This is a genomic window from Marinobacterium iners DSM 11526 (assembly GCF_900107855.1).
GTDB classification, from domain to species: domain Bacteria; phylum Pseudomonadota; class Gammaproteobacteria; order Pseudomonadales; family Balneatricaceae; genus Marinobacterium; species Marinobacterium iners.
Map to the genome: position 1 here is coordinate 225,497 of NZ_FNRJ01000004.1, position 24,195 is coordinate 249,691.

The 24,195-nt window shown below is 55.7% G+C and carries 21 protein-coding genes; 13 read left to right on the forward strand and 8 right to left on the reverse strand.

The features are described from left to right. Window positions 1-2: 2 nt before the first annotated feature. Window positions 3-668, reverse strand: coding sequence for a hypothetical protein (locus BLV48_RS06920; RefSeq protein ID WP_091825036.1), 666 nt, complete (start codon window positions 666-668; stop codon window positions 3-5). 124 nt (window positions 669-792) lie between these two features. Between BLV48_RS06920 and BLV48_RS06925 the strand changes: the two genes are divergently transcribed. Both BLV48_RS06925 and BLV48_RS06930 read left to right on the forward strand, forming a co-directional pair. Beyond that, complete coding sequence (locus BLV48_RS06925; protein WP_091825038.1) at window positions 793-2,097, forward strand: DUF3422 family protein; 1,305 nt, start codon at window positions 793-795, stop codon at window positions 2,095-2,097. A 15-nt stretch (window positions 2,098-2,112) separates the two neighbouring features. Continuing rightward, window positions 2,113-2,433 (forward strand): BolA family protein, encoded by a 321-nt coding sequence (locus tag BLV48_RS06930; RefSeq protein ID WP_091825041.1) that lies wholly within the window; start codon window positions 2,113-2,115, stop codon window positions 2,431-2,433. 40 nt (window positions 2,434-2,473) lie between these two features. Here the strand turns inward: BLV48_RS06930 and aroA are convergent, their stop codons facing one another. Beyond that, window positions 2,474-3,754: a 3-phosphoshikimate 1-carboxyvinyltransferase gene (aroA, locus tag BLV48_RS06935; protein ID WP_091825043.1), complete on the reverse strand. Its 1,281-nt coding sequence runs from the start codon at window positions 3,752-3,754 to the stop codon at window positions 2,474-2,476. A gap of 85 nt (window positions 3,755-3,839) precedes the next feature. Continuing rightward, window positions 3,840-4,349 (reverse strand): methylated-DNA--[protein]-cysteine S-methyltransferase, encoded by a 510-nt coding sequence (locus tag BLV48_RS06940; protein WP_091825046.1) that lies wholly within the window; start codon window positions 4,347-4,349, stop codon window positions 3,840-3,842. Window positions 4,350-4,450: 101 nt separating this feature from the next. On the opposite strand from BLV48_RS06940, the gene BLV48_RS06945 reads away from it, so the two are divergent. The 4 genes from BLV48_RS06945 (at window position 4,451) to BLV48_RS06960 (ending at window position 8,204) form a co-directional block, all read left to right on the forward strand. After that, window positions 4,451-4,696 (forward strand): HP1242/YdcH family protein, encoded by a 246-nt coding sequence (locus BLV48_RS06945; RefSeq protein ID WP_091825049.1) that lies wholly within the window; start codon window positions 4,451-4,453, stop codon window positions 4,694-4,696. Window positions 4,697-4,804: 108 nt separating this feature from the next. Then, window positions 4,805-6,598 (forward strand): ABC transporter ATP-binding protein, encoded by a 1,794-nt coding sequence (locus BLV48_RS06950; protein WP_091825052.1) that lies wholly within the window; start codon window positions 4,805-4,807, stop codon window positions 6,596-6,598. A 14-nt stretch (window positions 6,599-6,612) separates the two neighbouring features. After that, window positions 6,613-7,728 (forward strand): phospholipase D-like domain-containing protein, encoded by a 1,116-nt coding sequence (locus tag BLV48_RS06955; RefSeq protein ID WP_091825054.1) that lies wholly within the window; start codon window positions 6,613-6,615, stop codon window positions 7,726-7,728. An 11-nt stretch (window positions 7,729-7,739) separates the two neighbouring features. Further along, complete coding sequence (locus tag BLV48_RS06960) at window positions 7,740-8,204, forward strand: outer membrane lipoprotein (protein ID WP_091825056.1); 465 nt, start codon at window positions 7,740-7,742, stop codon at window positions 8,202-8,204. A gap of 60 nt (window positions 8,205-8,264) precedes the next feature. On the opposite strand, the gene BLV48_RS06965 is transcribed toward BLV48_RS06960, so the two are convergent. Next, window positions 8,265-8,846: a YecA/YgfB family protein gene (locus tag BLV48_RS06965; protein WP_091825058.1), complete on the reverse strand. Its 582-nt coding sequence runs from the start codon at window positions 8,844-8,846 to the stop codon at window positions 8,265-8,267. Between the two features lie 109 nt (window positions 8,847-8,955). Here BLV48_RS06965 and recQ point away from each other — a divergent pair, with 109 nt between their 5' ends. The 5 genes from recQ to BLV48_RS06990 all read left to right on the forward strand — a co-directional run bounded on the left by recQ (window position 8,956) and on the right by BLV48_RS06990 (window position 14,634). Next, entirely contained in the window at window positions 8,956-11,094 is a 2,139-nt protein-coding gene (recQ, locus tag BLV48_RS06970; protein WP_091825164.1) for a DNA helicase RecQ, read from the forward strand. Then, window positions 11,091-11,516 carry a YqaA family protein gene (locus BLV48_RS06975; RefSeq protein ID WP_091825059.1) on the forward strand — a complete coding sequence of 142 codons (426 nt, stop codon included), beginning with the start codon at window positions 11,091-11,093 and terminating at the stop codon, window positions 11,514-11,516. Before recQ ends, BLV48_RS06975 begins: the two co-directional genes overlap by 4 nt. A gap of 7 nt (window positions 11,517-11,523) precedes the next feature. Next, on the forward strand, window positions 11,524-12,324 hold the full coding sequence (locus BLV48_RS06980; protein ID WP_091825061.1) for a hypothetical protein: 801 nt from the start codon (window positions 11,524-11,526) through the stop codon (window positions 12,322-12,324). A 279-nt stretch (window positions 12,325-12,603) separates the two neighbouring features. Next, window positions 12,604-13,935 carry a KamA family radical SAM protein gene (locus BLV48_RS06985; protein WP_091825064.1) on the forward strand — a complete coding sequence of 444 codons (1,332 nt, stop codon included), beginning with the start codon at window positions 12,604-12,606 and terminating at the stop codon, window positions 13,933-13,935. 117 nt (window positions 13,936-14,052) lie between these two features. After that, window positions 14,053-14,634 (forward strand): PhnA domain-containing protein, encoded by a 582-nt coding sequence (locus BLV48_RS06990; RefSeq protein WP_091825067.1) that lies wholly within the window; start codon window positions 14,053-14,055, stop codon window positions 14,632-14,634. A 52-nt stretch (window positions 14,635-14,686) separates the two neighbouring features. Here the strand turns inward: BLV48_RS06990 and BLV48_RS06995 are convergent, their stop codons facing one another. Further along, on the reverse strand, window positions 14,687-16,666 hold the full coding sequence (locus tag BLV48_RS06995) for a methyl-accepting chemotaxis protein (protein ID WP_091825069.1): 1,980 nt from the start codon (window positions 16,664-16,666) through the stop codon (window positions 14,687-14,689). 253 nt (window positions 16,667-16,919) lie between these two features. On the opposite strand from BLV48_RS06995, the gene BLV48_RS07000 reads away from it, so the two are divergent. Next, window positions 16,920-18,905: a methyl-accepting chemotaxis protein gene (locus tag BLV48_RS07000; protein ID WP_091825072.1), complete on the forward strand. Its 1,986-nt coding sequence runs from the start codon at window positions 16,920-16,922 to the stop codon at window positions 18,903-18,905. 200 nt (window positions 18,906-19,105) lie between these two features. Here BLV48_RS07000 and BLV48_RS07005 read toward each other — a convergent pair whose 3' ends face one another. After that, window positions 19,106-21,361 (reverse strand): arginine/lysine/ornithine decarboxylase, encoded by a 2,256-nt coding sequence (locus BLV48_RS07005; RefSeq protein WP_091825075.1) that lies wholly within the window; start codon window positions 21,359-21,361, stop codon window positions 19,106-19,108. Between the two features lie 82 nt (window positions 21,362-21,443). After that, window positions 21,444-22,067, reverse strand: coding sequence for a glutathione S-transferase family protein (locus BLV48_RS07010; RefSeq protein ID WP_091825077.1), 624 nt, complete (start codon window positions 22,065-22,067; stop codon window positions 21,444-21,446). A gap of 150 nt (window positions 22,068-22,217) precedes the next feature. Between BLV48_RS07010 and BLV48_RS07015 the strand changes: the two genes are divergently transcribed. Continuing rightward, a complete protein-coding gene (locus BLV48_RS07015; RefSeq protein WP_091825080.1) occupies window positions 22,218-23,126 on the forward strand; it encodes a bestrophin family protein in 909 nt (302 codons plus the stop codon). Between the two features lie 107 nt (window positions 23,127-23,233). Here BLV48_RS07015 and BLV48_RS07020 read toward each other — a convergent pair whose 3' ends face one another. After that, on the reverse strand, window positions 23,234-24,160 hold the full coding sequence (locus BLV48_RS07020) for a porin (protein ID WP_091825083.1): 927 nt from the start codon (window positions 24,158-24,160) through the stop codon (window positions 23,234-23,236). Window positions 24,161-24,195 lie beyond the last annotated feature (35 nt).

Below are 24,195 nucleotides of genomic sequence, written 5' to 3' on the forward strand. Positions count from 1 at the left end.
GATCAGCGGGGCGGGGCTGCCAGCAGTCCTCGCCGCGTTGGTTCTGAAGGCTGCCTGTCCAGTGCAGGAATCAGGCTGGTCAGTACCTGATTGCGATAGAACAACTGCAGGCGTGGGCCGAATGGGCGACCGCTCCACTGTTCGGGTTGGTCCAGCATATCCAGCAAAATACCTGCCGCACTCAGGCTCGCTTCCTCCTGCTCGTCGCGCCAGTCTCGAAACTGCTCGTTGGCCAGCAGGCAGCTCAGCGTGTGGCTGTTCCACTGTTGTGGCAGTTGCTTCAAGGGAGGGAGCAGTCGGCTGCTGGCGGGGCTGTGCAGGTGCCGATCCCGGGGGAATGAGCGACGTGCGCTAAGGTCGCCACCAAGGCCCAGCAGTCCGTTGTCTCGTACGTTGCTGCCAAAATCCAGTGAGGCCAGCCCTTCGATAAGCCGGGTCAGGCTCCAGTTACAGCCCTTGATCAGTTGCCAGGCGGGTTCCATAGTGCGGCGTGAGCCCAGTGTGTAGCGTACTTCAGGCACGGTTTCGAACAGGGTCAGCTGCAGAAAGTGGGTCTGAAAGTCGACCAGGCAGCTTGGCTGGTCGATCAGGCAATAGGGTGTCTCGCGGCGACAAAACGCCAGCCATTCCTCTCGACTTTCCAGCTGGGGCAATACGCGAATAATCATGGTCACCTGCACTCACATCAGGTCACAAGTATAAAGCAAACCGACCACAATTGACGATGCGAGCCACTGGCCTGCGGCGGCAGAATTCTTTAATGTTAGATTTTTGGCATACAAAGACAGGCCCATGAATATCCACCCACTGCGTTCGCTGTTGTACGACGAGCTGCATTCACGGCCGTTTCAGGTCATTCCCAGTCCGGCGCGCGTCACTCATATGGCACTGCTGTGCAATGAAGCTGACCGTCAGGCGCAGCATGAGTACCTGCAACAGCTGTATGCCCTGTTTGGTTGCCCGGTCGAGCAGGGGGATCGCAACTGCTATGAATATGATTGCGGTACCTTTCGCATGCGCCTGGAGCAGCACACCGAATTTACTACCTTCACTTTCGTTAATCTGGATATTCCCGAGGGCAGTGGTCCCTTTGACGTAACCGGTTTGACCCCATTGCCCGAGGGCTGGATTGAGGCTCTGCCGGGGCAGGTTGTGGCGGCGTTTCATGTCAGCATTGAAGATGCCCGGCAGGGGCCGGAGCCGAGTCTGCCGCAGGTGAAGCAGGCATTCGAGGAAATGCGCCTGGTCGGAAGCAGCCCGCAGGATGGTGATGCGCGGGTCTGGGCCAGTTTTCAGCTGCATTCGGATGGCTTTGGTCGCCTGATGGTGGTCAACAAACAGATGAGTGACAGTCAGCTTGGCCGTCTGACTCAGCGTCTGATGGAGATTGAGACCTACCGCTTGATGGCATTGCTGGCTCTGCCGCTGGCACGTACGGTATCACCCGAGCTGGTCAAAATGGATGCTCGGCTCGCCGAACTGACTCAGCAACTGGCCGGGGAAGGTGAAGTCAATGAGCGAGAGTTACTGGCCGACCTGATCGAAATGGCTGCCAGTATCGAGTCATGGCGTGCACGTTCAACCTTTCGCTTCGGCGCTACCAAGGCATACCATGAACTGGTGTTGACGCGCCTGGATGCGTTGCGTGAGGATGAGGTGTCAGGTCATCTCACGATTACTGAGTTTCTTACCCGTCGTCTGACGCCGGCTGTGCGGACGTGTCAGGCGAGCAGTGAACGATTGGAGGATCTGTCGCGGCGGGTGGATCGTGTGTCTGATATGATGCGCACGCGAGTGGAACTGGGTATTCAGCAGCAGAACCAGCAGCTGCTCAGCTCCATGGACCGTCGCTCTCGCATTCAGTTGATGATGCAGCATACGGTAGAGGGGCTGTCCGTGGTGGCGATCAGCTACTACCTGATCGGGCTGCTGAAGTATCTGTTTGAAGCGCTGTACGATGCAGGTGTACCGCTGGACAAGTCACTGGCAATCGGCATTTCGGTGCCGGTGGTTGCCTTCAGTGTCTGGCTGGCCACGCGCCGTATCCACCATCATTTTATCAAGCTGGCACGCAAGGATCGTCTGCGTGATCAGTGAGTCCTGGAGTTGTAGATGAGCGTTGCGGAACGTATTGAAGAGCTGGTCAATGCCGGCATGCAGGTTGAACGGTTTGCGCTGGAAAACGAGAGCCATATGCATTCCGGCCCGGCAACCGAAAGTCATTTCAAGCTGGTACTGGTCAGCCCTGACTTTGCCGGCAAGCGGTTGGTGCAGCGCCATCAGCTGGTATATGGGCTGGTGGCCGAGTTGATGCAGAACCCGATCCATGCACTGGCGTTGCACCTGCATACACCCGAAGAGTGGCAGCAGCGCAATGGTGAGGTACCGGAGTCACCCAACTGCATGGGTGGTTCCAAGGCGGATAAGGGCTAAACCGCTTGGGCACGCTGAAGCCGTGCCCAAGCTGTATGCCTCAGGCCGTGATGCGGCGGAACAGCTCGAAGTATTCCGGGAAGGTTTTGCGGGTGCAGCCTGGGTCATTGATGGTGATCGGCGCATCGCCAAAGGCAGCCAGCGAGAAACACATCGCCATGCGGTGGTCATCATAGGTATCGATGGCGGCGCTCTGAATCTGTGCCGGTGGCGTGATTTCGATAAAGTCTTCACCTTCGACCACTTCCGCCCCGACCTTACGCAGCTCAGTTGCCATGGCGCTGAGACGGTCGGTTTCCTTGACGCGCCAGTTGTAGACATTGCGAATGGCTGTTGGGCCCTTGGCAAACAACGCTGTGGTGGCAATGGTCATGGCGGCATCGGGAATGGCGTTCAGGTCCAGATCAACGCCGCTGAGCTCGCCCCGCGTCACTTCAATCCAGGTCGGGCCATAGCTGACCTGCGCCCCCATCTTGCCCAGTACTTCGGCAAAGGCCTTGTCACCCTGAACGCTGTCGGCGCCAACGCCGTAAACTCGCACGGTGCCACCGGCGATTGCGGCAGCGGCCAGAAAGTAGGAGGCTGAAGAGGCATCACCTTCCACCATCACTTCACCCGGTGAGCGATACTGTTGACCGGCGCGTACCACGAAACGCTGGTAGTCGTGGTTTTCCACCTCTACGCCAAACAGCGCCATGGTGTGCAGGGTAATGTCGATATAGGGCTTGGAGACAAGCTCGCCCTCTACCCGAATGCTTAGATCTCCCTCGGCAAGGGGCGCCGCCATCAACAGAGCGGTCAGGAACTGACTGGAGATGTTGCCGCGAATACTGACTTCGCCACCCTTCAAGCCTTTGGCGTTGATCCGCAGGGGGGGGTAACCCGGCTCGCCCAGATATTCGATATCAGCACCCAGCGGCAGCAGGGCATCCACCAAGTCGGCAATTGGCCGCTCATACATGCGTGGCTCACCGCTCAGGGTAAAGCTGCCTTCGCTGGCGCAAAGTGCTGCACAGAGAGGACGCATGGCGGTACCGGCGTTACCCAGAAACAGCTCCAATGCCTGTTCTGCCTTGAATGCCTGCCCCAAGCCGTCCAGCTCACAGCTGCGGCGGTCATCCGCCAATTGATAGCTTACGCCCAGTGCCTTGAGTGCGTTCAACATATGGCGCACGTCATCACTGTCGAGCAGGTTAGTGATACGAGTACTGCCCTCGGCCAGTGCGGCCAGCAGCAGAATGCGGTTGGAGAGGCTCTTCGAGCCCGGAATCTGAACGTCACCGTTGGCTTGGGCCAGCGGCTGCAGGGTCAGGGTATCCATCTGAGGCAGCTTCACTTTAAACACTGGGAGTGGGGTGCATAAACTACCCTGTATCCCGGTCAAGGTCGAGTCCTCGGAGGGCCGATTACGCTGGTTTACGGATGACGCGAGCGCGCTCAAGCAATTCGGCGGGTTGTATTACGAGCTGCTCCAGCTCAAGCAGGCGGATCTTGTGTGTGAGGCCACCGCCATACCCGGTCAACTCGCCGCCGCTGCCAATCACTCGATGGCAGGGAATGATGATGGATAGCGGGTTGCGGTTGTTGGCCAGCCCCACGGCACGTGATGCACCGGGCTTGCCCAATGCCGCAGCGATCTCGCCATAGCTGCGGGTTTGTCCCCAGGGAATATTGAGAAGCTGGTTCCATACCTGTTCCTGAAAGGCGGTGCCTACGGGGGCCAGCGGCAAATCAAACTGCTTTAGCCGGCCGGCAAAGTAGGCTTCAAGCTGGCTGGCGGCTGCCTGCAGGACAGGGTGCTCAGGGCTTTGAGAGGTGCTGCGCTGACCAAAATCGATTCTGCACAGGCCTTTGGCATCGGCCTGCAGCGTCAGGGGCCCGACCGGGGTGTCAGCAAGGACAAGTGTGTGGATCATGTGGGCCCCCGCGAATAGCTATTGACGCCTGTCATGGAAAACCTATTATGCCTGAAGGATAGTGAAACTGTACCGTGACAACAACCTCAGGAAATATGTTGATGACTATTGAACACCATGATCTCGTCCATGAACTGCCCGAATACCGTGATCAGATTCACACTCTGAAGATGGAAAATGCGCATTTTGCCAAGCTGTTCGACGAATATCATGTGATCACCAAAGAAGTGGAACAGATGGAAGCAGAAACCCTTCCGGCTTCGACTCGCACGGAAGAAGAGTACAAGCTGAAGCGTCTGCAGCTGAAAGATCAGCTGTACGCAATGTTGAAAGACGCCGGCAACTGATAACGCCGGACCAGTCGCTGAAAACACCCGCTGATCGCGGGTGTTTTTCTTTGCGCGGGCGGCGTACATTTGTAGTGCAACTACAGGTCTGTCGATAGGGAGTTTCGGGTGTCTGCCACTTCACCATCCAGTTATGACTGGCGCTATATCTTCAATATTGCATTGCGCCACCGCCGTGAGTTGATACTGGCCAATCTGATTGCCATCCTGGCGGCCACCTTGAGTGTGCCCTTGCCTCTGTTAATGCCACTTCTGGTTGATGAGGTGCTGCTGCAGCAGCCCGGGGTTGTGGTTGCCACCGTCAACAACCTGTTTTCTGAATCCTGGCAGGGACCACCCCTGTACATTGGGTCGGTTCTGGTCTTGACGGTTCTGCTGCGATTGTTCTCTCTGGGGCTGAACGTGCTGCAGGCGCGCCAGTTTACGATCATCTCCAAGGATGTGATCTATCACATACGCGCCGGTTTGCTCGAACGGTTGCAGCGGATCTCCATGGCCGAGTACGAAACGCTGGGCAGCGGCAGCGTGGCATCCCACTTTGTCACGGACCTGGATACGGTTGATCGCTTTGTCGGCAGTTCGGTTAGCCGCTTTCTGGTAGCTGTGCTATCGATTATCGGTACCGCCGTGATTCTGCTCTGGATGCATTGGCAGCTGGCACTGTTTATTCTGTTTCTTAACCCCTTTGTCATCTGGCTGACGATGGCCGTAGGCAAACGGGTAAAGCATCTCAAGGCGCGGGAAAATTCAGCCTATGAGCTGTTTCAGGGGGCTCTGACTGAGACTCTGGATGCGATCCAGCAGATCCGTGCAGCCAATCGTGAGCAGCATTATCTGCAGCAGCTGATTGAGCGCGCCAGACAGGTGCGCAATCACTCCTCAAGTTTTGAATGGCGTTCTGATGCGGCTAACCGCTTCAGTTTCATGTTGTTCATGGTCGGGGTGGATCTGTTCCGTGCCGTTTCCATGCTGATGGTAGTGTTTTCTGACCTGTCTGTCGGGCAGATGATGGCCGTGTTCGGTTATCTCTGGTTCATGATGGGGCCGGTGCAGGAAATTCTGGGCATGCAGTACGCCTGGTTTGGTGCGCGGGCAGCGCTGGAACGGGTCAATCGATTGCTGGCTCTGAATCTGGAGCCGCGATATCCACAGCTAGAGAACCCCTTTGAGTCCCGCAAAACGGTTTCCATCAGTCTGCGTGATGTTCATTTCAGTTATTATCCGGGGCAGGAGGTGCTGCGCGGCATCAGCCTGGATATTCCGGCAGGGCAGAAAGTGGCACTGGTCGGTGCCAGTGGTGGCGGCAAGTCCACGCTGGTACAGGTGCTGCTTGGGTTGTATCCACCACAACAGGGTGATGTCTGTTTTGATGGGGTTTCGGTGCAACGGATCGGGTTGGAGCGGGTGCGTGAGCATGTCTCCACGGTACTGCAGCAGCCGGCTCTGTTTAACGGTTCTGTACGTGATAACCTGACGCTGGGGCGTGACATTTCAGATGATGCTCTATGGCAGGCGCTGGATGTTGCCCAGTTGAAAGACTTTGTCATCGGGCTGGAACAGGGGCTGCATACCATGGTGGGGCGTCAGGGAGTTCGGCTTTCCGGCGGCCAGCGCCAGCGTCTGGCGATTGCGCGTATGCTGCTGACCGATCCGGCGGTGGTCATTCTCGATGAGGCGACCTCGGCTCTGGATACCCAGACAGAGTTTGCCCTGCATCGGGCCATGTCCGAGTTTCTCAGTGGCCGTACCACAGTGATTGTGGCGCATCGCCTCAGTGCGGTACGTCAGGCGGATAAGGTCTATGTCTTTGAAGATGGAAAGGTTATCGAACAGGGCAGTCATGATGAACTGCTTGACCAACAAGGGCTGTATGCGAAGCTTTATGGTCAGCGCCAGCTCTGAAATGAGGAAGGTCGATGCGGCAGCGCTTTGAGTGGCGTGGTGGCAATCGGGTCTCGCTGATGGTGGATGGGGAGTGCTTTTTCCCACAGATGCTGGAGGCTATTGAACAGGCCCACTCCAGCCTGAGGCTGGAGTTCTATATGGTCAGCTCAGGCAAAATTCTGGATCGATTCATTCAGGCGCTCACTGATGCGGTGTTGCGGGGTGTTGATGTTCGCTTGTTGATCGATGGTTTTGGTGGTCGACATCTGGCCCGGGCTGACCGTGAGCGGCTCCGGGCAGGGGGCGTTCAACTGGTCCTGTACAATCCGTTGCAACTGTCTAAATGGACTCGCAACTTTGCTCGTGATCACCGCAAGCTGTTATTGGTGGATGAGCATAAGGCATTCATCGGTGGGGCCGGTCTGGCCGATGAATACTGGCTGTCTCAACGTACGGGCTGCCCCTGGCATGAGATCATGTGCGAGGTTCAGGGGCCAGTGGTCGAGGATCTGGCGTGCCTTTACAACCGTCTTTGGTTGCGCTGCAGTGGCCAGGCGCTGTCTCCACCTTCTGCTCAGCCTGAAGTGGGTGATGCTCGAATGCGTGTAACCACCGTGCAGGGGCTGTACCAGCAGGATATTAAAGTTGCCTTTCTCAATCAGGTAAATGGTGCTCGACACCGTGTCTGGCTTGAAACCGCCTACTTTCTGCCCTCTCTGTCGATTCGCACGGCACTGCGTCGTGCGGCGCGACGAGGGGTGGATGTACGCATGATTGTGGCAGGCCCCTACACAGATCAATTCTGGGTCTATCATGCCTCAAAACGTTACTATCGGCGCCTGCTCAACGCGGGTGTGCGAATTTACGAATATCAACCGCGCTTCCTGCATGCGAAGGTGGGTTTGGTCGATGACTGGGTGTCATTGGGGTCCTGTAATCTCGATCATTGGAACCTGCGCTGGAATTTAGAAGCTAATATAGAGGTAGAGAACCCTGAGCTGACGGCTCAGGTGGAACAGCTGATCAATGTCGACATGGAGCAATGTCACGAAGTGACAGCTGAAGAGTGGTCACGTCGCCCATGGTATCGCAAGGCGAAAGAACTTGTCTGGGCACTGTTGAGTCAACTGGTATTGAAGATCAGATAACGGAGAGTGTCATGAATAAAGCCATTATTCTAACGACCGTGCTCACTGCCAGTCTTTTGAGCGGGTGCGCCCAGCAGGGGCTGTATGGCACAAGCTACAGTCGTGATCAGGTGCGTCAGGCTCAAACAGTTCAATATGGCACTATCGAGTCAGTGACGCCGGTGGTGATCGAAGGACGTGACGATGGCGTTGTGGGTGCCGGTACCGGTGCTGTTGTCGGCGGTATTGCCGGCAATCAGATTGGTGGCGGCAGTGGGCGGACTTTGGCCACGGTGGTCGGGGCTGTTGCCGGTGGTCTGGTGGGGCAAAGAATCGAAAAGTCTGCCACGACCCGGCAAGGACAGGAGTTGACCATCCGCCTGGACTCAGGCCGTGTGGTCTCTGTCGTACAGGAAGTGGATAACGGACAGTTTTTCCGTCCGGGTGATCGTATCAGAGTGCTGGGGCAGGGCAGTTCACTGCGTGTGACCTACTGAAGCACAGGTAAATATGGCCGGGCGCTGCGCCCGGCCTGCCCGCGGATCAGTGAACCGAAATCATTTTTCCGGGGCGTGGAAATGCAGGTAGAGGTCGATCAGGACTTCAGGGATCTGCACGCACATCTCTTCACGCAGCGCACGGTCCTGGCTGATGTCACGGATCTCTTCGTCTTCAAACAGGTCTGAGGCCACCATAATCGGCAACAGCAGGCCTGCTACGGTTTCTTCATCCGCACCGAACCACTGTTCTTCCTTCAGGAATACGCCCTCCATAAAGGATTGGGCCCAGATGGTCAGCTCAGTCAGCTCTTCGTCATCTTCAGGTTCAAGACTCAGTTCGCAGGGGAGCAGAATTTCCTGATCGTTGTACAGGTCGTTGCCGATGGTCTGGTACAGCTTGCGCAGCAGTGCCAGGATTTCGGTTTTTTCTTCAGCATTGGCCCACTCGGGTTCACCGTCGAACAGCTGTTCCAGCCACTCGGATTCGGCAACGGGTTCGGGGCTGATGTTCAGGGCGCAGAGAAAGCCGTGGGCGCCGATCAGGTCCAGGGCTTCGTCGGACACGGCATCAGAGAACAGAAATTCCTCCAGACGGTCCAGTTCCTCTTCGGTAATCAGGGCAGGCATGTTCGCATTCATGGTTCACAGCATCCGCAAGTTCAGGTCAACGGATGATTCTACCCTGAAGCGTGCCCCGGGGGTATGGCTGTGGATGACTTCATGCCAGTGATCGCGGATAATGCCGGCCATGATAGAGCGCGCCCGACAAATACTGGCCGATGTATTCGGCTTCGAGTCCTTTCGCCACCCGCAGGAAGCTGTGGTTGAAACCCTGATAAATGGCCGCGATGCACTGGTGGTAATGCCCACGGGGGGCGGCAAGTCACTCTGCTATCAACTGCCGGCACTGGTACGCGAAGGCTGTGGGGTCGTGATTTCGCCCCTGATAGCCCTGATGCATGATCAGGTCAGCGCCCTGTCACAACTGGGCATACGTGCCGGCTGTCTCAACTCCGCCATGACCCTTGATGAGCTGCAGCAGACTGAAGCGGCTTTGCGCAACGGTCAACTCGATCTGCTCTATGTTGCCCCCGAGCGCTTGCAGCAGCCGCGCACTCGTCAGCTGCTGAGTCAGTGTCGTGTGGCACTTTTTGCCATCGATGAAGCCCACTGCGTATCTCAGTGGGGGCATGACTTCCGTCCCGAGTACATGCAACTGAACGAATTGCGTGAACTGTTTCCCGGGGTGCCGCGCATTGCGCTGACGGCAACCGCTGATGCACGTACTCGCCAGGAAATCATCGACCGGCTGGCATTGACCGACGCCGCTGCCTTTGTCTGTGGCTTTGACCGCCCTAACATTCGTTACCGTATCGGCCAGAAGGACCGGGCACGGGAGCAGTTACTGCGTTTTATCCGCGATGAACATCCGCAGGATGTGGGTGTGGTGTACTGCCTGTCACGCAAGCGGGTAGAGGAAACCGCCGCCTGGCTGTGCGAACGTGGCTTCAATGCGTTGCCTTATCACGCCGGGCTGGACGCAAAACTGCGCCAGCATCACCAGCACCGCTTTCTGACTGAAGAATCGATCATTATGGTGGCCACCATCGCCTTCGGCATGGGGATCGACAAGCCCAATGTGCGGTTTGTGGCGCATCTGGATCTGCCGCGTTCAATCGAAGCCTACTACCAGGAAACCGGACGCGCCGGCCGGGATGGTCTGCCGGCGAATGCCTGGATGGTGTATGGGCTGCAGGATGTGATTTTTCTGCGCCAGATGCTGGAAGGTTCGCAGGCGGAAGCGGCCCAGAAGCAGGTCGAGCGGCAGAAGCTGGAAGCGATGCTGGGGCTGTGTGAAATCACCACCTGCCGGCGTCAGGCCCTGTTGAGTTACTTTGGTGAAAATGCACACCAGCCTTGCGGCAACTGCGATACCTGTCTGGAGCCGGTACCGGTCTGGGATGGTACTGAAGCGGCACGCAAGGCCCTGTCGGCGGTGTACCGCAGCAGTCAGCAATATGGGGTCAACTACGTCATCGATATCCTGCGTGGCCAATCCAGTGACAAAACTCGCCAGCGTGGGCATGAGCAGTTGTCAGTATGGGGCATCGGCAAGGACCTGGATCAACAGCAGTGGCGTTCGGTATTTCGGCAGCTGGTGGCGCGGGGTTACCTGAATGTGGACCCGCAAGGGTTTGGTGTACTGCATTTGAGTGATCGTTGCCGACCGTTACTGAAAGGTGAGGAAACGCTGGAACTGCGCCGCGATTTGAAAGTGTCCAGTGCTGCCGGCAAGCGCACGGGTGGGAGCCGTTCCTCGGCCACGCAGCAGAAACTTGATCCGGCCGAGCATCGTCTCTGGGAAGCGTTGCGCGCTCTACGGCGTCAATTGGCTCAGGAGCAGGATGTACCGCCCTATGTCATCTTTCATGATGCAACCCTGATGGAGATGGTGCTGTATCGACCGCTTACCGGCGAGCAGATGCGTCGTCTGAGCGGAGTGGGAGAACGCAAGCTGGACCTGTATGGTCAGCCCTTCCTGGAGTTGATTGCCGAATTTCAGGATGAGCCCTCCAATAGTCAACAGGCACAGGCGGAAGAGTCACTGCTGCTGTATCGCTCCGGCATGACTGTTGAGCAGGTGGCGCGGCAGCAGAAGCTTTCGATCAATGTCATCTATGGTCACTTGGCCCATGCGATCCGCGAGCGCAAGATCAGCGTAGACGAAGTGGTTGAGCTGCCAGCCGGTGAGCGCGCTGAAATCGAGAAAACCATGCGTTTTTGTCAGCAACAGTTTGGCGATTCACTCAAGGCGGTACATGAGGCGCTGGAGGGGCAGTACGAGTACGGCCTTTTGCGCTGTATTCGGCAAGGGCTGAGTATGTGAGCGAGCTGCTGCTAAATCCTCTGGGGCTGTTTCTCAGTGCGCTGATCTCATCCACTCTACTGCCCGGTGGTTCTGAAGCCCTGTTGGCCTGGCTGGTTGCTTCCGGCGAGCATCCATTGTGGTTACTGCTACTTATGGCAACCGTTGGCAATGTGCTGGGTAGCCTGATTACCTGGGGCATGGGGTACTGGGTAGCGCATCGTTTTCCTCTGCGTGCGTTGGACAAGCCCGAGCATCAGCGTGCCAGACACTGGATCGAGCGCTATGGAGCGCTGGTGTTGCTGCTGGCCTGGCTGCCAGTGGTGGGTGACCCGCTTTGCTTCGTGGCTGGCTGGCTTAGGGTCAATCTGTTTGCCAGTCTTGTCGCCATTACACTGGGCAAGCTGCTGCGCTATGCTGTCATCATCGGAATTTTCAGTTGAGATTCGGATGAGCAAAACGTCACTGCTATATGGTATCCAGCTGTTTCTGCTGTTGATTCTCCTGCTGCTGTTGGCCAACGTCTGGTTCAGCCGCAGCAACGAAGTCTGGTGGCATCAACCGGTGCGCCTTGCCATCTATCCGGTCAATGCGGATGGCGAAGCCTTGACCCAGGCCTGGATCGATCAGCTGCGCGTTGAGCAGTTTCAGGATATCGAGCTGTTTTTCAATCGTGAAGCTTCTCGATACCGTTTGCCGCTGGAGCAACCGGTACGGGTGCAACTGGCGCCACAGGTTGAATCCATCCCCCCTCAGGTTCCTGAGCACCCCAGCATTCTGGATGCGATCTGGTGGTCGCTCAAAATGCAGGTTTGGGTCGTATTCAATGACACTCTGTCGGATGATGAGGTCGATGCCCGCGTCTTCATGAACTTTCACCTGCCGCATAACGAGGTTGGCATGCGCCATTCGTTGGGGCTTCAGCGTGGGCTGATAGGACTGGTAAACGGTTATGCGGGGGTTGACTACCAGGGACGCAACAACCTGATTGCAACGCACGAATTCCTGCATACGCTGGGCGCCAGTGACAAGTACAATGCCGAAACGACCGAACCACTCTGGCCGGATGGCTATGCCGACCCGACCAAGGTGCCGTTGTTTCCACAAACCCGAGCCGAAATCATGGGCGGCAGGGTGCAGGTATCGCCGGGCTGGGCGTTGCTGCCACCCAGTCTGGAGCATGTGGTGGTGGGAGCGGCGACCGCGATTGAGATTAATTGGCTTGCGGCTCCGGCCGAGCCACGTTCTTGACCCCTGCAGTCCCCTGTAGGACAATCCGTCTTCTGCATTCAGGATTTGGAGGATAATTAGCGGGTTTATCGCGGTTTTTGGCGTTTTTTTACGCCCTTTTTGCTGCTTTTCGTGTGTGCAATCTTTCTTGTGCAAATGCCCGTTACAACGGACCTTTGTCCTCTTGGTGGCTGGTGTCATGGCCACTGCTTCTGGATGCTCCCATTCATCTGTTTTACACACAGTTGCTTCAGGCTTTGAAGCTGACTGTTGAATCCTATCAAGCTTGCAAGGGAGCCCATGAATTCACAAACGCCTATCAACCTAATCCAGGCCACCGAGGCCGATATAGCCCCCGCTTTTAAAGTCTACACGGCCCGTCATCTGGCGCAGATTCCGCAGTTGCAACGACTTCCATCCCAACTCAGGCATGAGATGGAAGTGGTTGCATCCGTTCTGCCGTTTCGAGTCAATAACTATGTGATCGATCAACTTATCAACTGGGATGATGCGATCAACGACCCCATGTTTCAGCTAACCTTCCCTCAGCGCGGCATGCTCAAGCCCGAGCATTATGCGGCGGTGGCGGCGGCGCTGGAAGCAGGTGACAAGACCGAGATCAAGCGCGTGGTCGATGAGGTACGTCAGGCGTTGAATCCGCATCCGGCGGGTCAGCTGGAACGGAACATTCCACGAGTGAACGGAGAGCCGGTCAACGGCATCCAGCATAAGTATGGCCAGACCGTATTGTTCTTCCCCAGCTCCGGTCAGGTCTGTCACAGCTACTGCACTTTCTGTTTCCGCTGGGCGCAGTTTGTCGGTGACCAGTCACTGAAAATCGCGGCCAAGGAATCAGGGCAGCTGTGTGATTACCTGCGAGAACACCCTGAAGTGACCGATGTACTGATCACCGGGGGCGATCCCATGGTGATGAAAACCAAAAACCTGCGTGCCTATCTGGAGCCACTGCTGGAACCGGAATTTGACCATATCCGCACTATTCGTATCGGCTCCAAGGCACTGACCTTCTGGCCTTACCGCTTTGTCACGGATGAGGACAGCGATGACTTGATGGCACTGTTCCGTGACATCATCGCCGCAGGAAAGCATTTGGCCTTTATGGCGCATTACAACCACTGGCGCGAGATGGAAACCGATATTCACCGTCAGGCGGTGGCACGCATCCGTGAAACCGGTGCACATATCCGCAGCCAGGGCCCACTGCTCAACCACATCAACACCGAAGCAGATGACTGGGCAAGAATGTGGCAGACACAGGTAGAGATGGGTATTCAGCCGTACTACATGTTTGTCGAGCGTGACACCGGTGCTCAGCACTACTTCGAAGTACCGTTGGCACAGGCCTGGAACACCTACCGTGATGCCATGAAACAGGTTAGTGGTATCGCCCGTACCGCACGCGGCCCGTCCATGTCAGCGACACCGGGCAAAGTCGAGATTCAGGGCGTGACCGAAATCAACGGTGAGAAGGTGTTTGTGCTGCGCTTCATTCAGGGTCGCAATCCGGATTGGGTGCAGCGACCGTTTTTCGCCGCCTACGATGAAAACGCCACCTGGTTGAACCATCTCAAACCGGCGTTCGGTGAAGAGAAATTCTTCTTCGAAGAGTAATCGATTTGTTGTGAACATCAATAAAAGGCTGCCTACAGGCAGCCTTTTACGTTCAAGGCCACAAAAACTACACGGTTTCTGGCATAATGCGCCGCTTCATTAACAGGAGGGTCGATCATGTCAATCGAACAGGCGCTGCAGGCTCGCAGCGAATCCAAGTGTGAACTTTGTGGCGCAACCGAAAATCTGGCGGTGTTTGCGGTTCCTCCATCCTCGGATAACAGTGTCGATCAGTCTGTCCTCCTGTGCGACACCTGCCGCAACCAGATCGACAATCCGGAGCAGGTGGATGCCAACCACTGGCGCTGCCTCAACGACAGCATGTGGAGCCAGGTGCCGGCGGTACAGGTTCTGGCCTGGCGCATGCTCAACCGTCTGCGTGGCGAGGGTTGGCCGCAGGACCTGCTGGACATGATGTATCTGGATGACGAAACGCTGAGCTGGGCTCAGGCGACAGGTGATCACTTGTCAGACGACGAAGTTGTACGTCATCTGGACAGCAATGGAGTGGTACTTGAGGCGGGTGATACCGTTACCCTGATCAAGGATCTGAACGTGAAGGGCTCAAGCCTGACGGCAAAACGTGGAACCGCGGTGCGCAACATCTCACTGGTCCCGGATAACCCCGAACACATCGAGGGGCGGGTTGAAGGTCAGCAAATCGTGATTTTGACCAAGTTCGTCAAGAAACAGAAGTAACTCGCCTGCACTGGACTCATCCGGACCACTCTGTCCGAATGAGTCCAGGGTTTCAGATCGAGAAGCGCTTCAGCAACTCTTGCTGTTCATGGGCGTAACTGAGTAGCTCACGACTGCTGCCGGACGCCTGCCGCGCGCCTTCGGTTGTTTCGCTGGCGGTGGTATTCAGCCCGTTCAGGGTACGGCTCACTTCTTCGACAGCATCGGTTTGCTGGCGTGCTGCCTCCGTAATCTGTGTACTCAGGCTGCCAATGTGGGCGATGGCGGCATTGAGCGAATCCAGAGAGGTTTGAGAGGCATGGGCGTGTTCTACACAGCTTTGTGTCTGGTGGTAGCTTGATTGCATCACGCTCACGACCTGCGTAATGTTTTTCTGCATATTTTCCACCATCTCCTGAATCCGCCCTGTGGAATTCTGGGTTCGACTGGCCAGCTCGCGCACTTCATCGGCGACTACCGCAAAGCCGCGACCATGCTCACCGGCCCTGGCAGCTTCGATGGCGGCGTTCAGTGCCAGCAGGTTGGTCTGTTCGGCGATATCCCGGATGGTAGACAGAATGCTGTCAATCTCCGAGCCGTAGCTGGCAAGCTGATCACTGACGCTGACTGCCTGTTGGATACCACTGGCCTGCAGTTCGATGCTTTGCAGGGTTTCACGGACATTATTCGTCAGGCTGACACTAAGGGACTCGCATTCATTGACGGCATCCAGTGTGGTATGACTGTGATTGGCCACTTCGGCCACACTGCTGGAAATTTCGGTGGCGGCGGATGCCGTTTGATGTAACTGGTCACTTTGATGAGCCATCGCCTGAGTGGTCTGCTCACTGATGGCTGAGTTCTGACTGGCAACGGATGCAAGATGCTCAGAACCACGGGTGATGGTGGTGACGATCTCACACAGGCCCTTGACCACATCGTTTAGGGCTTCGCCCAGCTCACCGAATTCATCCTTGCGCTGATCATCAAAGCTGATACGAAGATCACCCTGACGCAGCAGCCCCAATTGCTGGCGGATCTCGGCCAAGGGTTTACGCAGTGCGCTAATCGTCAACAGCGCTATCACGATCGCCAGTACGATGGCGGCGGAGGCGATTATCAGGATAACCATATTGCTCAAAGTAATCGCCTGTTGTCCTTTCTGACGGGTATCGGCTGCCAGGGTACGTGCTGCCTCGACCATGCTGGCAGACTCTTTGCTGGACGCTTCCATCAAGGCTGACAACTGTTCCAGCGTTTGGGTCAGCTCAAGATCAGCGGCTGTCAGCTGGTTATACAGCGACAGTACGCCATCATCACCGTAAAAAGCGGTTTCAAGATTTTGCACCAGCGGCTCGACCTGATTGGCGCGGGGCTCGGCTGCAGCGAAAAACTCATGTGCCTGTACCAGGCCGGCTCGGTTATCTTGGGCATCACTGCGCAAGCGTTCGATATCCTGATTGCGCTGGTAATTGAACAGCATGAATCGGTAGCTGTTGGCTGCGCGGGTGACGGAGCGGATGCGCAATATGCCTTCATCGCTGGTTGCTGTGGAAAGGTAGTTGCGTGCCCAGCTGGCAAGGGCGTCATTCTGAGTCATGAACTTGACTGAGATATCACTGACTGCTGCCTGTAGCCGCCGCTGTTCCTGGTGCAGTGTGAACAGCCTTTCCGACAGGCCTTTAAGCTCTACTGCATTACTGCGAATCCGCTTTACAATGGGAGCCAGTTCGGTGTGGTTATCAAGCCGAAGCTGGAGTTGATCCAGTTGCTTACTGAAACGGTCGAAGCTGGTGTTGAACATTTCTCGATAGCTTTCAAATCGCTCCGGCTGGCGCTGAGCCAGGGCACCGTAAAGATCCGTGGTTGCGTTACCCAGAGCAAGTGTTTGGGCGTAGCTGTCATCAACCAGTGGCAACACTTCTTCCGTGACGGCACTCAAGCCGGCACTGACCGTTCGGCTACCGTAAAGTCCGCCAGCACCGACCAGCATGATGAAGACGACCAGGAGGCCGAAACCGATGGCAATACGCTGCGTTATATAGATTTTCATGCCGTGACCCAGATTCTTGTTATTGGTGGGTTTTTACTTAGGGTATTTGCTTATTTGGAAGCTGTAAACCTGTAAATTGTCTGTCACCAAATACAGTCATTGTGCAGCAGGTCAATAACCCTGTCTGAATACGTTTACACTGACTGTCAGGCACGATTTAATGACTGCTGGAGACAAAAACCGTTAAAGTCCGCGGTTTGTCAGGGTTAGCCCAACGATTCACCGATGCTGCCAGCCCCAGAGGAAGGTAAAGATGTTCAAGTATTCCCCCGATACAAAATCGATGCGCTACCGCGCCGGCAAACTGCTGGAGCGGTTACTCGAGCTGGTTGGCATGCGTTCGCTCGATGCCCAGTTCATGTTTTCCTATGTGATCATCTTCGTGCTGACTGCAGTGATTGGCGCTGCCGTTTACCTTTCTGACAATACAGATGCATCCGCAATCAATGTGGCGGGTGCCCAACGCATGCTGAGCCAGAAAATGGCCAAGGAAGTGCTGCTGCTGTCTCAGGATGTCGGGGACCGCAGCGGAGTGACCAAAACCATGAATGCGTTTGAGAGCGCACACCAAGCATTGCTGAATGGCTCTGCCGAGCAAGGCATCAAGGCTGCGGAGGATGCAGAGATACGCTCTCGGCTCGAGCAGGTGGGTACACTCTGGAACAGTTATCGTGCAACGCTGAACCAGTACCTGCAGCAACCGGATACTGCCTTGTTGCCAAAGCTGGAGCAGCAGTCACTGACATTGCTCAAGGAAATGAACAACACCGTTGGGTTGATGGAATCCAAAGCACTGGGACAACAGAAACTGCTGCAGCAAATCGCACTTTGGGTAACCGCTCTGGTGCTGCTGCTGATCGTGATGGGCCGCTCTTTTGGTCTGACAGTCATGTTCCGTCAGATCAAGAACCTGCGTGACCATCTGCGGGTACTGGCGCTGGGTAATTTCTCGGTTCCGATTGAAATCGATAACCCGAGAAACGAGGTAGGTCAAAACTATACTGCCTACAACGAAATCATCCTCGAAATCGGCGAACTGTTGCATCAGGTAACCCAAACTGCAGGGCGTATCAGTACAGGGGTGGGCCAGGTGAACTCGGCGTTGTCGGACACCGACCGTGGTGTGACCAGTCAGCAATCGCAAATTGATCAGGTAGCGGCAGCCGTGACTGAAATGGCATCCACGGTGCAGGAGGTGGCTCAAAGTGCATCCAGCGCCGCGTCCTCGGCTGAGGCGGCCAACGACTCTGCCAAGGGTGGCCAGCAGCTGGTGGCACAGGTTAGCGATCAGATCGGTGGTGTGGCGGATCAGGTGCGTCACTCCGGTGAGGTCATTCGTGAGCTGGCGAAAGACTCAGAAGAGGTCAGCCAGATTCTGGATGTGATTACCGGTATTGCCGAGCAGACCAACCTGCTGGCACTGAACGCCGCCATTGAGGCTGCTCGCGCCGGTGAGCAGGGGCGTGGTTTTGCCGTAGTGGCAGATGAGGTTCGTACGCTGGCTCAGCGTACCCAGGAATCAACTGAAAATATTGCACGTATTGTTGAGCGGTTGCAGAAACAGTCGACCTCAGCGGTACACTCAATTGAAACCAGTCAGCGTATGGCTGAAGAGAGTGTGGCGCAGGCTGAAGAGGCGCGCAGTGTCATTTTGAGAATTGTGGATGCGGTGGGCGTCATTACCGACATGAACACCCAGATCGCTACCGCTGCCGAAGAGCAGAGCCAAGTGGCACACGATATGGATCGCCATATTACCGGTATTGCGGATCAGGCGCGCAGAACCTCCGCGTATTCAAAGCAGTCGGTTGAAGTGACCAGCCAGATCAGTGGTTATGTGGAAAGTTTATTGAAGGGAGTCAGTCGATTTGAAACCAATGTACAGGGTATCGATCTGGGCGCTGCCAAGGCGGCCCACCTGTCCTGGAAAACACGGCTGCGCAGCTTTCTGGATGGCAAGTCAAGCCTGACAGAGAAAGAGGCCGTGTCGCATATGGATTGTGCCTTCGGTAAGTGGTACTACTCGGAAGGCAAAGAGAAATATGGCAGCCTGCGCGAATTCACCAGCATTGAATCACCGCACGAGAAGCTGCATGCGCAGGTGAAGGAAGCGATTCGGTATCGTCAGGCCAAAGAGTTTGATCGTGCTGAAAACTGCTACGATCAGGTTGCGGCCATCTCTGCCGAAATCGTACAAAAGCTGACGGCGCTGGAAGACAAGGTGCAGCAGCGTAAGTAATCGATAAACTTGGCTGAGATGAAACGCCCCGCATTGCGGGGTGTTTACGTTCTGGAGAAAGGGTTGCTCGCTCAGGTTTTCACAACCCAGAAGTTACCTGTCTGCACCGTATCACACAGAGACTGGATGCCAAATAATTCATGTATAAAAAAAGCGGCTTCTGTAAGCCGCTTCTGTACGTGCTGTTTGTTGTACGTCGATCAGTCTTTGACCACATCCACGAAGTACGCATCTCTGCCGTTTACCTGCTCACGTACGAGGCCGTGAACATCGGTCTCGAAGCCAGGGAAGCGAGAGTTGAAATCGCGTGCAAACTGCAGATAGCGCACGATGGTCTTGTTGAAGCGTTCGCCCGGTACCAGCAGCGGGATGCCCGGTGGGTAGGGGGTCACCAGCATCGCAGTGACGCGGCCTTCGAGGGCGTCGATGGAAACCCGCTCTACCTCACGGTGCGCCATTTTGGCCCAGGCATCGGCCGGTGTCATGGCCGGTTCGATGTTGGACAGGTACATTTCGGTGGTGATGCGAGCCACATCATACTGCTTGTAGACGTTATGAATCTCGGTACAGAGATCGCGCAGACCAACGCGCTCATAGGTGGGATGACGCTGGGCAAATTCGGGCATCACACGCCACATGGGCAGGTTCTGGTCGTAGTCATCCTTGAACTGCTGAAGTTCGGTCACCATTGAGTTCCAGCGGCCCTTGGTGATGCCGATGGTGAACATGATGAAGAAGGAGTAAAGGCCGCTTTTCTCAATGATGATGCCGTGCTCGGCCAGATATTTGCTGACGATGGCGGCTGGAATGCCGACTTCGTCGAACTCGCCTTCAAGATTTAGCCCCGGTGTAATGATGGTAGACTTGATCGGGTCCAGCATGTTGAAGCCAGAGTCGATCTTGCCAAAGCCGTGCCAATCATCGTTGTCATGGATGATCCAGTTATCACGGTCTCCCAAGCCTTCCTCAGCCTGCACATCCGGCCCCCAGACCTTGAACCACCAGTCGTCTTCGCCAAACTCCTCGTCCACCTTGTGCATGGCACGGCGGAAATCGATCGCTTCCAGCAGTGATTCTTCCACCAGAGCCTTGCCGCCCGGGGGTTCCATCATGGCGGCGGCCACGTCACAGGACGCAATGATCGCGTACTGCGGGCTGGTAGAGGAGTGCATCAGGTAGGATTCGTTGAAACGGTGTGTATCCAGCTTTCGGCTGGTGCCGTCCTGCACCAGAATCTGGGAGGCCTGCGACAATCCTGCCAGCAGTTTGTGGGTGGATTGGGTCGCAAACACCAGCGTTTCATCCGAGCGTGGACGATCCGGCCCGATGGCATGCATGTTGTGGTAGAACTCATGGAACGATGCGTGCGGCAGCCAGGCCTCATCGAAGTGCAGGGTGTCGATGGTATTGCCCAGCATCTCCTTGATCGTTTCCACGTTGTAAACGATGCCGTCGTAGGTGCTCTGGGTAATGGTCAAGATACGTGGCTTTTTGTTCTTCGCCTCGCGGGCAAAGGGGTTGGCCTCGATTTTCTTGCGGATGGTTTCAGGGTCGAATTCACTTTTGGGAATCGGACCAATGATGCCGTAGTTGTTGCGGGTCGGCATCAAGAACACTGGGATCGCACCGGTCATGATGATCGAGTGCAGAATCGACTTGTGGCAATTCCGGTCGACTACGACGATGTCACCCGGCGCTACGGTAGAGTGCCACACGACCTTGTTGGAAGTGGACGTGCCGTTGGTGACAAAGAACAGATGATCGGCATTGAAGATGCGTGCGGCATTGGACTCACTGGCTGATACCGGGCCGGTGTGGTCCAGTAGTTGGCCCAGCTCTTCTACTGCGTTGCACACGTCTGCGCGCAGCATGTTTTCACCGAAAAACTGGTGAAACATCTGGCCTACAGGGCTTTTCAGAAAGGCAACACCGCCTGAATGGCCGGGGCAGTGCCAGGAGTAGGAGCTGTCACTGGCGTAGTCCATCAGCGCCTTGAAGAAAGGCGGGGCCAGGCTTTCCAGGTACTTGGTCGCTTCGCGAATGATGTGGCGGGCCACGAACTCGGGTGTGTCCTCGAACATATGGATGAAACCATGCAGCTCGCGCAGGATATCGTTGGAGATATGGCGTGAGGTGCGGGTTTCACCGTAGAGGAACACCGGAATATCAGCGTTGCGCTTGCGCACCTCACCGATGAAGTCACGAATTGATTTCAACGCCTTATCCACATCTTCATCGGAGCCGGAACCGAACTCTTCGTCATCGATGGACAGGATAAAGCAGGAGGCCCGACTGGCCTGCTGTGCGAATGATGTCAGGTCACCGTAGCTGGTAAATCCGACCACTTCCATGCCTTCGCGACTGATCGCTTCGGCCAGATCCCGGATACCGGAACCCGAGATGTTTTCGGAGCGGAAATCTTCGTCGATGATGACGACGGGGAAACGAAACTTCATGCACACATCCTGCAGGTTGAGGGCGGTTCCTAAGAGTTCAGGTCAGCAATTGTAGCAGTGGCAGGGTCAGAGTAAAGCTACATCAACGGTCCTGCTGACCGGCAACTGATGGACGCCTGGCCATCTGGTTAAGCCACTTTTGCAGGTTTGGCAAACTATCATCGACCTGTAGTTCCAACCGAGGCAGAAAGCGGCACAGGACCCACAACGTGATATCGGCGATACTGAAATGCTCTCCTGCAACCCATGAGTGGGTACTCAACTGCTGATCCACAACAGGCAGAAATGCGTTTACCCTTTTTTGTGATTCCTCTCCCCAGCTTTTGACACAGTTTTCCCGGTCACTGAAGAACCCTGTCAGGTTGCGAAATGCTTGAAAAGCGGGCACTAAACCCTGTAACTCTACTATCCGCTGCCACATTTCAACGCGGGCCTGCTCCAGTGGCGTATCGCCAAACAGAGCCTTGTCGTTGGGTGTAATGGCGTCAAAGTAGCGACAGATTGCAAGGCTTTCGCAGATACAGGTGCCATCATCGAGCTCCAGCACCGGAATCAGCCCATTGGGCGCTTTCTGTAAAAACGTCTTGGTACGGTTTTCGGCGCCTTTGGTATCAACCTGTTGGCGTTCCACTTCGACTCCCAGTTCTTTGAGAAAAATGGCAACACGCAGAGCGCTCGGGGTGGCAGAGTTTTCAAGCAGTTTCATGTTGGGCCTCTGTATTGTTGTTATTCGGCAATAATTAAAACTGTTCACGACACGGGTTCTGGTCAACACTATCGCCGACATACAGTTTATGCCAGATGCATTTTATTCAGGCGAGTCAAAATACAACTCGCTGTCGGGAGTTAATCTGAAATGATCGTTCGCAAGCGCCCGGGCGCCATCGGCCTGATGCTGGCCTGGAAAGGCTCGGTTGTACCTCATGTGTTGCCTCATATCATTCTGGTCGGGCTGTTCGCTCTTGCCGTTACCTGGGGCATGAGGCGGCATTATCTTGATGGGGTTGTCGAGTACAGCCTGTTGCCGTTTACTCTGATCGGTATAGCCCTGTCGATACTGCTGAGCGTGCGCAATACCGCAACCTATGACCGTTGGTGGGAAGCCAGAAAGCAGTGGGGGCACATGGTGTATGAAGTGCGCAGCCTGGCGCGTGCCAGTGGTATCTATTTGGCAGACGGGGAGCGTCGACACCTGCTGTCATGTGTACTGGCGCACAGTCACCTGTTGCGGGGTCAACTGCGTGGCGAAGATGTACGTGATGATCTGCCACCGGATCTGCCGGCTGAAATGATCAATATGGCGCTTTCGAAACGCAATCCGGCGGAGTTCATGCTTCAGCAGGCGGGGTTACAGGTTGCTCAGTCGCTGCAGTCGGGACAGATCGATACCATCGCGGCGGCGGCCCTGGATCGTCACCTGCATGAGCTGGCCGGGATTCAGGCTGCATCTGAACGGATTGCGCATACACCCTTGCCTTTTGCCTACACACTGTTGGCACATCGGACGGCCTATATTTACTGTTACCTTCTTCCGTTTGGGTTGGTCGGTGCCGCTGGCTGGTTTACCCCGGTGTTTTGCGCCATCGTGGCCTACACGTTTTTTGGGCTGGACCGACTATCCGAGCAACTGGAATTTCCTTTCGGGCGTGAAAGTAATGACCTGCCATTGGATGCAATATGCCGCATTCATGAAATCAGTATCGCAGAAGCGTTGGGAGAAACCGCACCTGAACTTCTGCAGCCTGTTGAGTTTCTGCTGCAGTAACCCCGGAACCAGGTCAACCAACGAAAAAGCCGGCTCAAGAGAGCCGGCAGTGAGCCGTGACCGTTCAGGCCCGAAGGGGGTAAGGCGTGAACGGCTACGCTAGTCCATTAGAATTTGACGCGCATACCTGCCAGGTAGCCCATGTCGGCACCGTCTTCGTCAGAGTCAGCGATTTCTGCAAACAGGCTGACGTTTTTCTGAGTCGGGAACTTGTAGGTTACGTTGGCGTACCATTCAGTGATGTCGTCTCCGGCATCAAAGTCTTCGTTAACCATACCGATAGCCATGCTGGTAGTGCTGGCGACCGGGAACGACACGGCAATGTTGTAAAGGTCAGCGATGTCATCAGTGCTGCTGTAGTCAGCTGCGAAAGTAGCAAAGCCGGCGTCATAAGAGGCACTGATACCCCAGGTGTCATAAGAATCGGCACCGATCGCTTCCTTTGCGTTCTGATAGGCCGCTGCCAGTGTCAGATCACCAAGGTTGGTGGATGCGAAAAGATCGAAATACTCACCGTTTTCGCTGTCTTCACCTTCGGCATCCATCTCGTAGGACGCAACCAGATAAACATTCTCCAGCTCGATGTCCATACGGATAGTGTCATCACCGTCGGTAGACATGCCATCGAAGCGGTCTTCGTTTACGGTCTTCAGTTCGTAGGCTTCCTCGATACCGAACTCGTCAGATGCAAAGTTCTGTTTACCGAAGGAAACAGACGTGTTTCCGAAGGCCAGGCCCAGGTAAGCTTCTTCAAGCTTGCTGCCATCCTGTTTGTCTTCAGCGGCATCCTTGAAGCCGAAATCGACGCGACCAAAGGCTTTCATATCGTTGCCCAGGTCGTAGCTGACGTAGTTTTTCAGCTCCAGATCATCGAACTCGATATCAGCGTGTTCGTCTTCGCCAATTTCCTTGCGCAGCTGAACCTGCAGGTCACCGTTCAGCTTATAGGTAAAGCCATTGCCTTCATAAACAGTAACAGCGCTGGCGGAGCTGGCAGCAGCGGAAACTGCAACAGCCAGAAGAAGCTTTTTCATGTGCGAGACTCCAAATAAAAGAATAGTAAGGGTGA

What these genes read in the sequence shown, in the direction of transcription:
- BLV48_RS07020 (WP_091825083.1), bottom strand. Translation starts at nt 24,160, where the DNA reads ATGAAAAAGCTTCTTCTGGCTGTTGCAGTTTCCGCTGCTGCCAGCTCC.
- BLV48_RS06990 (WP_091825067.1), top strand. Translation starts at nt 14,053, where the DNA reads ATGTCAATCGAACAGGCGCTGCAGGCTCGCAGCGAATCCAAGTGTGAA.
- BLV48_RS06940 (WP_091825046.1), bottom strand. Translation starts at nt 4,349, where the DNA reads ATGATCCACACACTTGTCCTTGCTGACACCCCGGTCGGGCCCCTGACG.
- recQ (WP_091825164.1), top strand. Translation starts at nt 8,956, where the DNA reads ATGATAGAGCGCGCCCGACAAATACTGGCCGATGTATTCGGCTTCGAG.
- BLV48_RS06945 (WP_091825049.1), top strand. Translation starts at nt 4,451, where the DNA reads ATGACTATTGAACACCATGATCTCGTCCATGAACTGCCCGAATACCGT.
- BLV48_RS06965 (WP_091825058.1), bottom strand. Translation starts at nt 8,846, where the DNA reads ATGAATGCGAACATGCCTGCCCTGATTACCGAAGAGGAACTGGACCGT.
- BLV48_RS06955 (WP_091825054.1), top strand. Translation starts at nt 6,613, where the DNA reads ATGCGGCAGCGCTTTGAGTGGCGTGGTGGCAATCGGGTCTCGCTGATG.
- BLV48_RS06960 (WP_091825056.1), top strand. Translation starts at nt 7,740, where the DNA reads ATGAATAAAGCCATTATTCTAACGACCGTGCTCACTGCCAGTCTTTTG.
- BLV48_RS06920 (WP_091825036.1), bottom strand. Translation starts at nt 668, where the DNA reads ATGATTATTCGCGTATTGCCCCAGCTGGAAAGTCGAGAGGAATGGCTG.
- BLV48_RS06985 (WP_091825064.1), top strand. Translation starts at nt 12,604, where the DNA reads ATGAATTCACAAACGCCTATCAACCTAATCCAGGCCACCGAGGCCGAT.
- BLV48_RS06930 (WP_091825041.1), top strand. Translation starts at nt 2,113, where the DNA reads ATGAGCGTTGCGGAACGTATTGAAGAGCTGGTCAATGCCGGCATGCAG.
- BLV48_RS07005 (WP_091825075.1), bottom strand. Translation starts at nt 21,361, where the DNA reads ATGAAGTTTCGTTTCCCCGTCGTCATCATCGACGAAGATTTCCGCTCC.
- BLV48_RS06980 (WP_091825061.1), top strand. Translation starts at nt 11,524, where the DNA reads ATGAGCAAAACGTCACTGCTATATGGTATCCAGCTGTTTCTGCTGTTG.
- aroA (WP_091825043.1), bottom strand. Translation starts at nt 3,754, where the DNA reads ATGGATACCCTGACCCTGCAGCCGCTGGCCCAAGCCAACGGTGACGTT.
- BLV48_RS07010 (WP_091825077.1), bottom strand. Translation starts at nt 22,067, where the DNA reads ATGAAACTGCTTGAAAACTCTGCCACCCCGAGCGCTCTGCGTGTTGCC.
- BLV48_RS07015 (WP_091825080.1), top strand. Translation starts at nt 22,218, where the DNA reads ATGATCGTTCGCAAGCGCCCGGGCGCCATCGGCCTGATGCTGGCCTGG.
- BLV48_RS06925 (WP_091825038.1), top strand. Translation starts at nt 793, where the DNA reads ATGAATATCCACCCACTGCGTTCGCTGTTGTACGACGAGCTGCATTCA.
- BLV48_RS07000 (WP_091825072.1), top strand. Translation starts at nt 16,920, where the DNA reads ATGTTCAAGTATTCCCCCGATACAAAATCGATGCGCTACCGCGCCGGC.
- BLV48_RS06995 (WP_091825069.1), bottom strand. Translation starts at nt 16,666, where the DNA reads ATGAAAATCTATATAACGCAGCGTATTGCCATCGGTTTCGGCCTCCTG.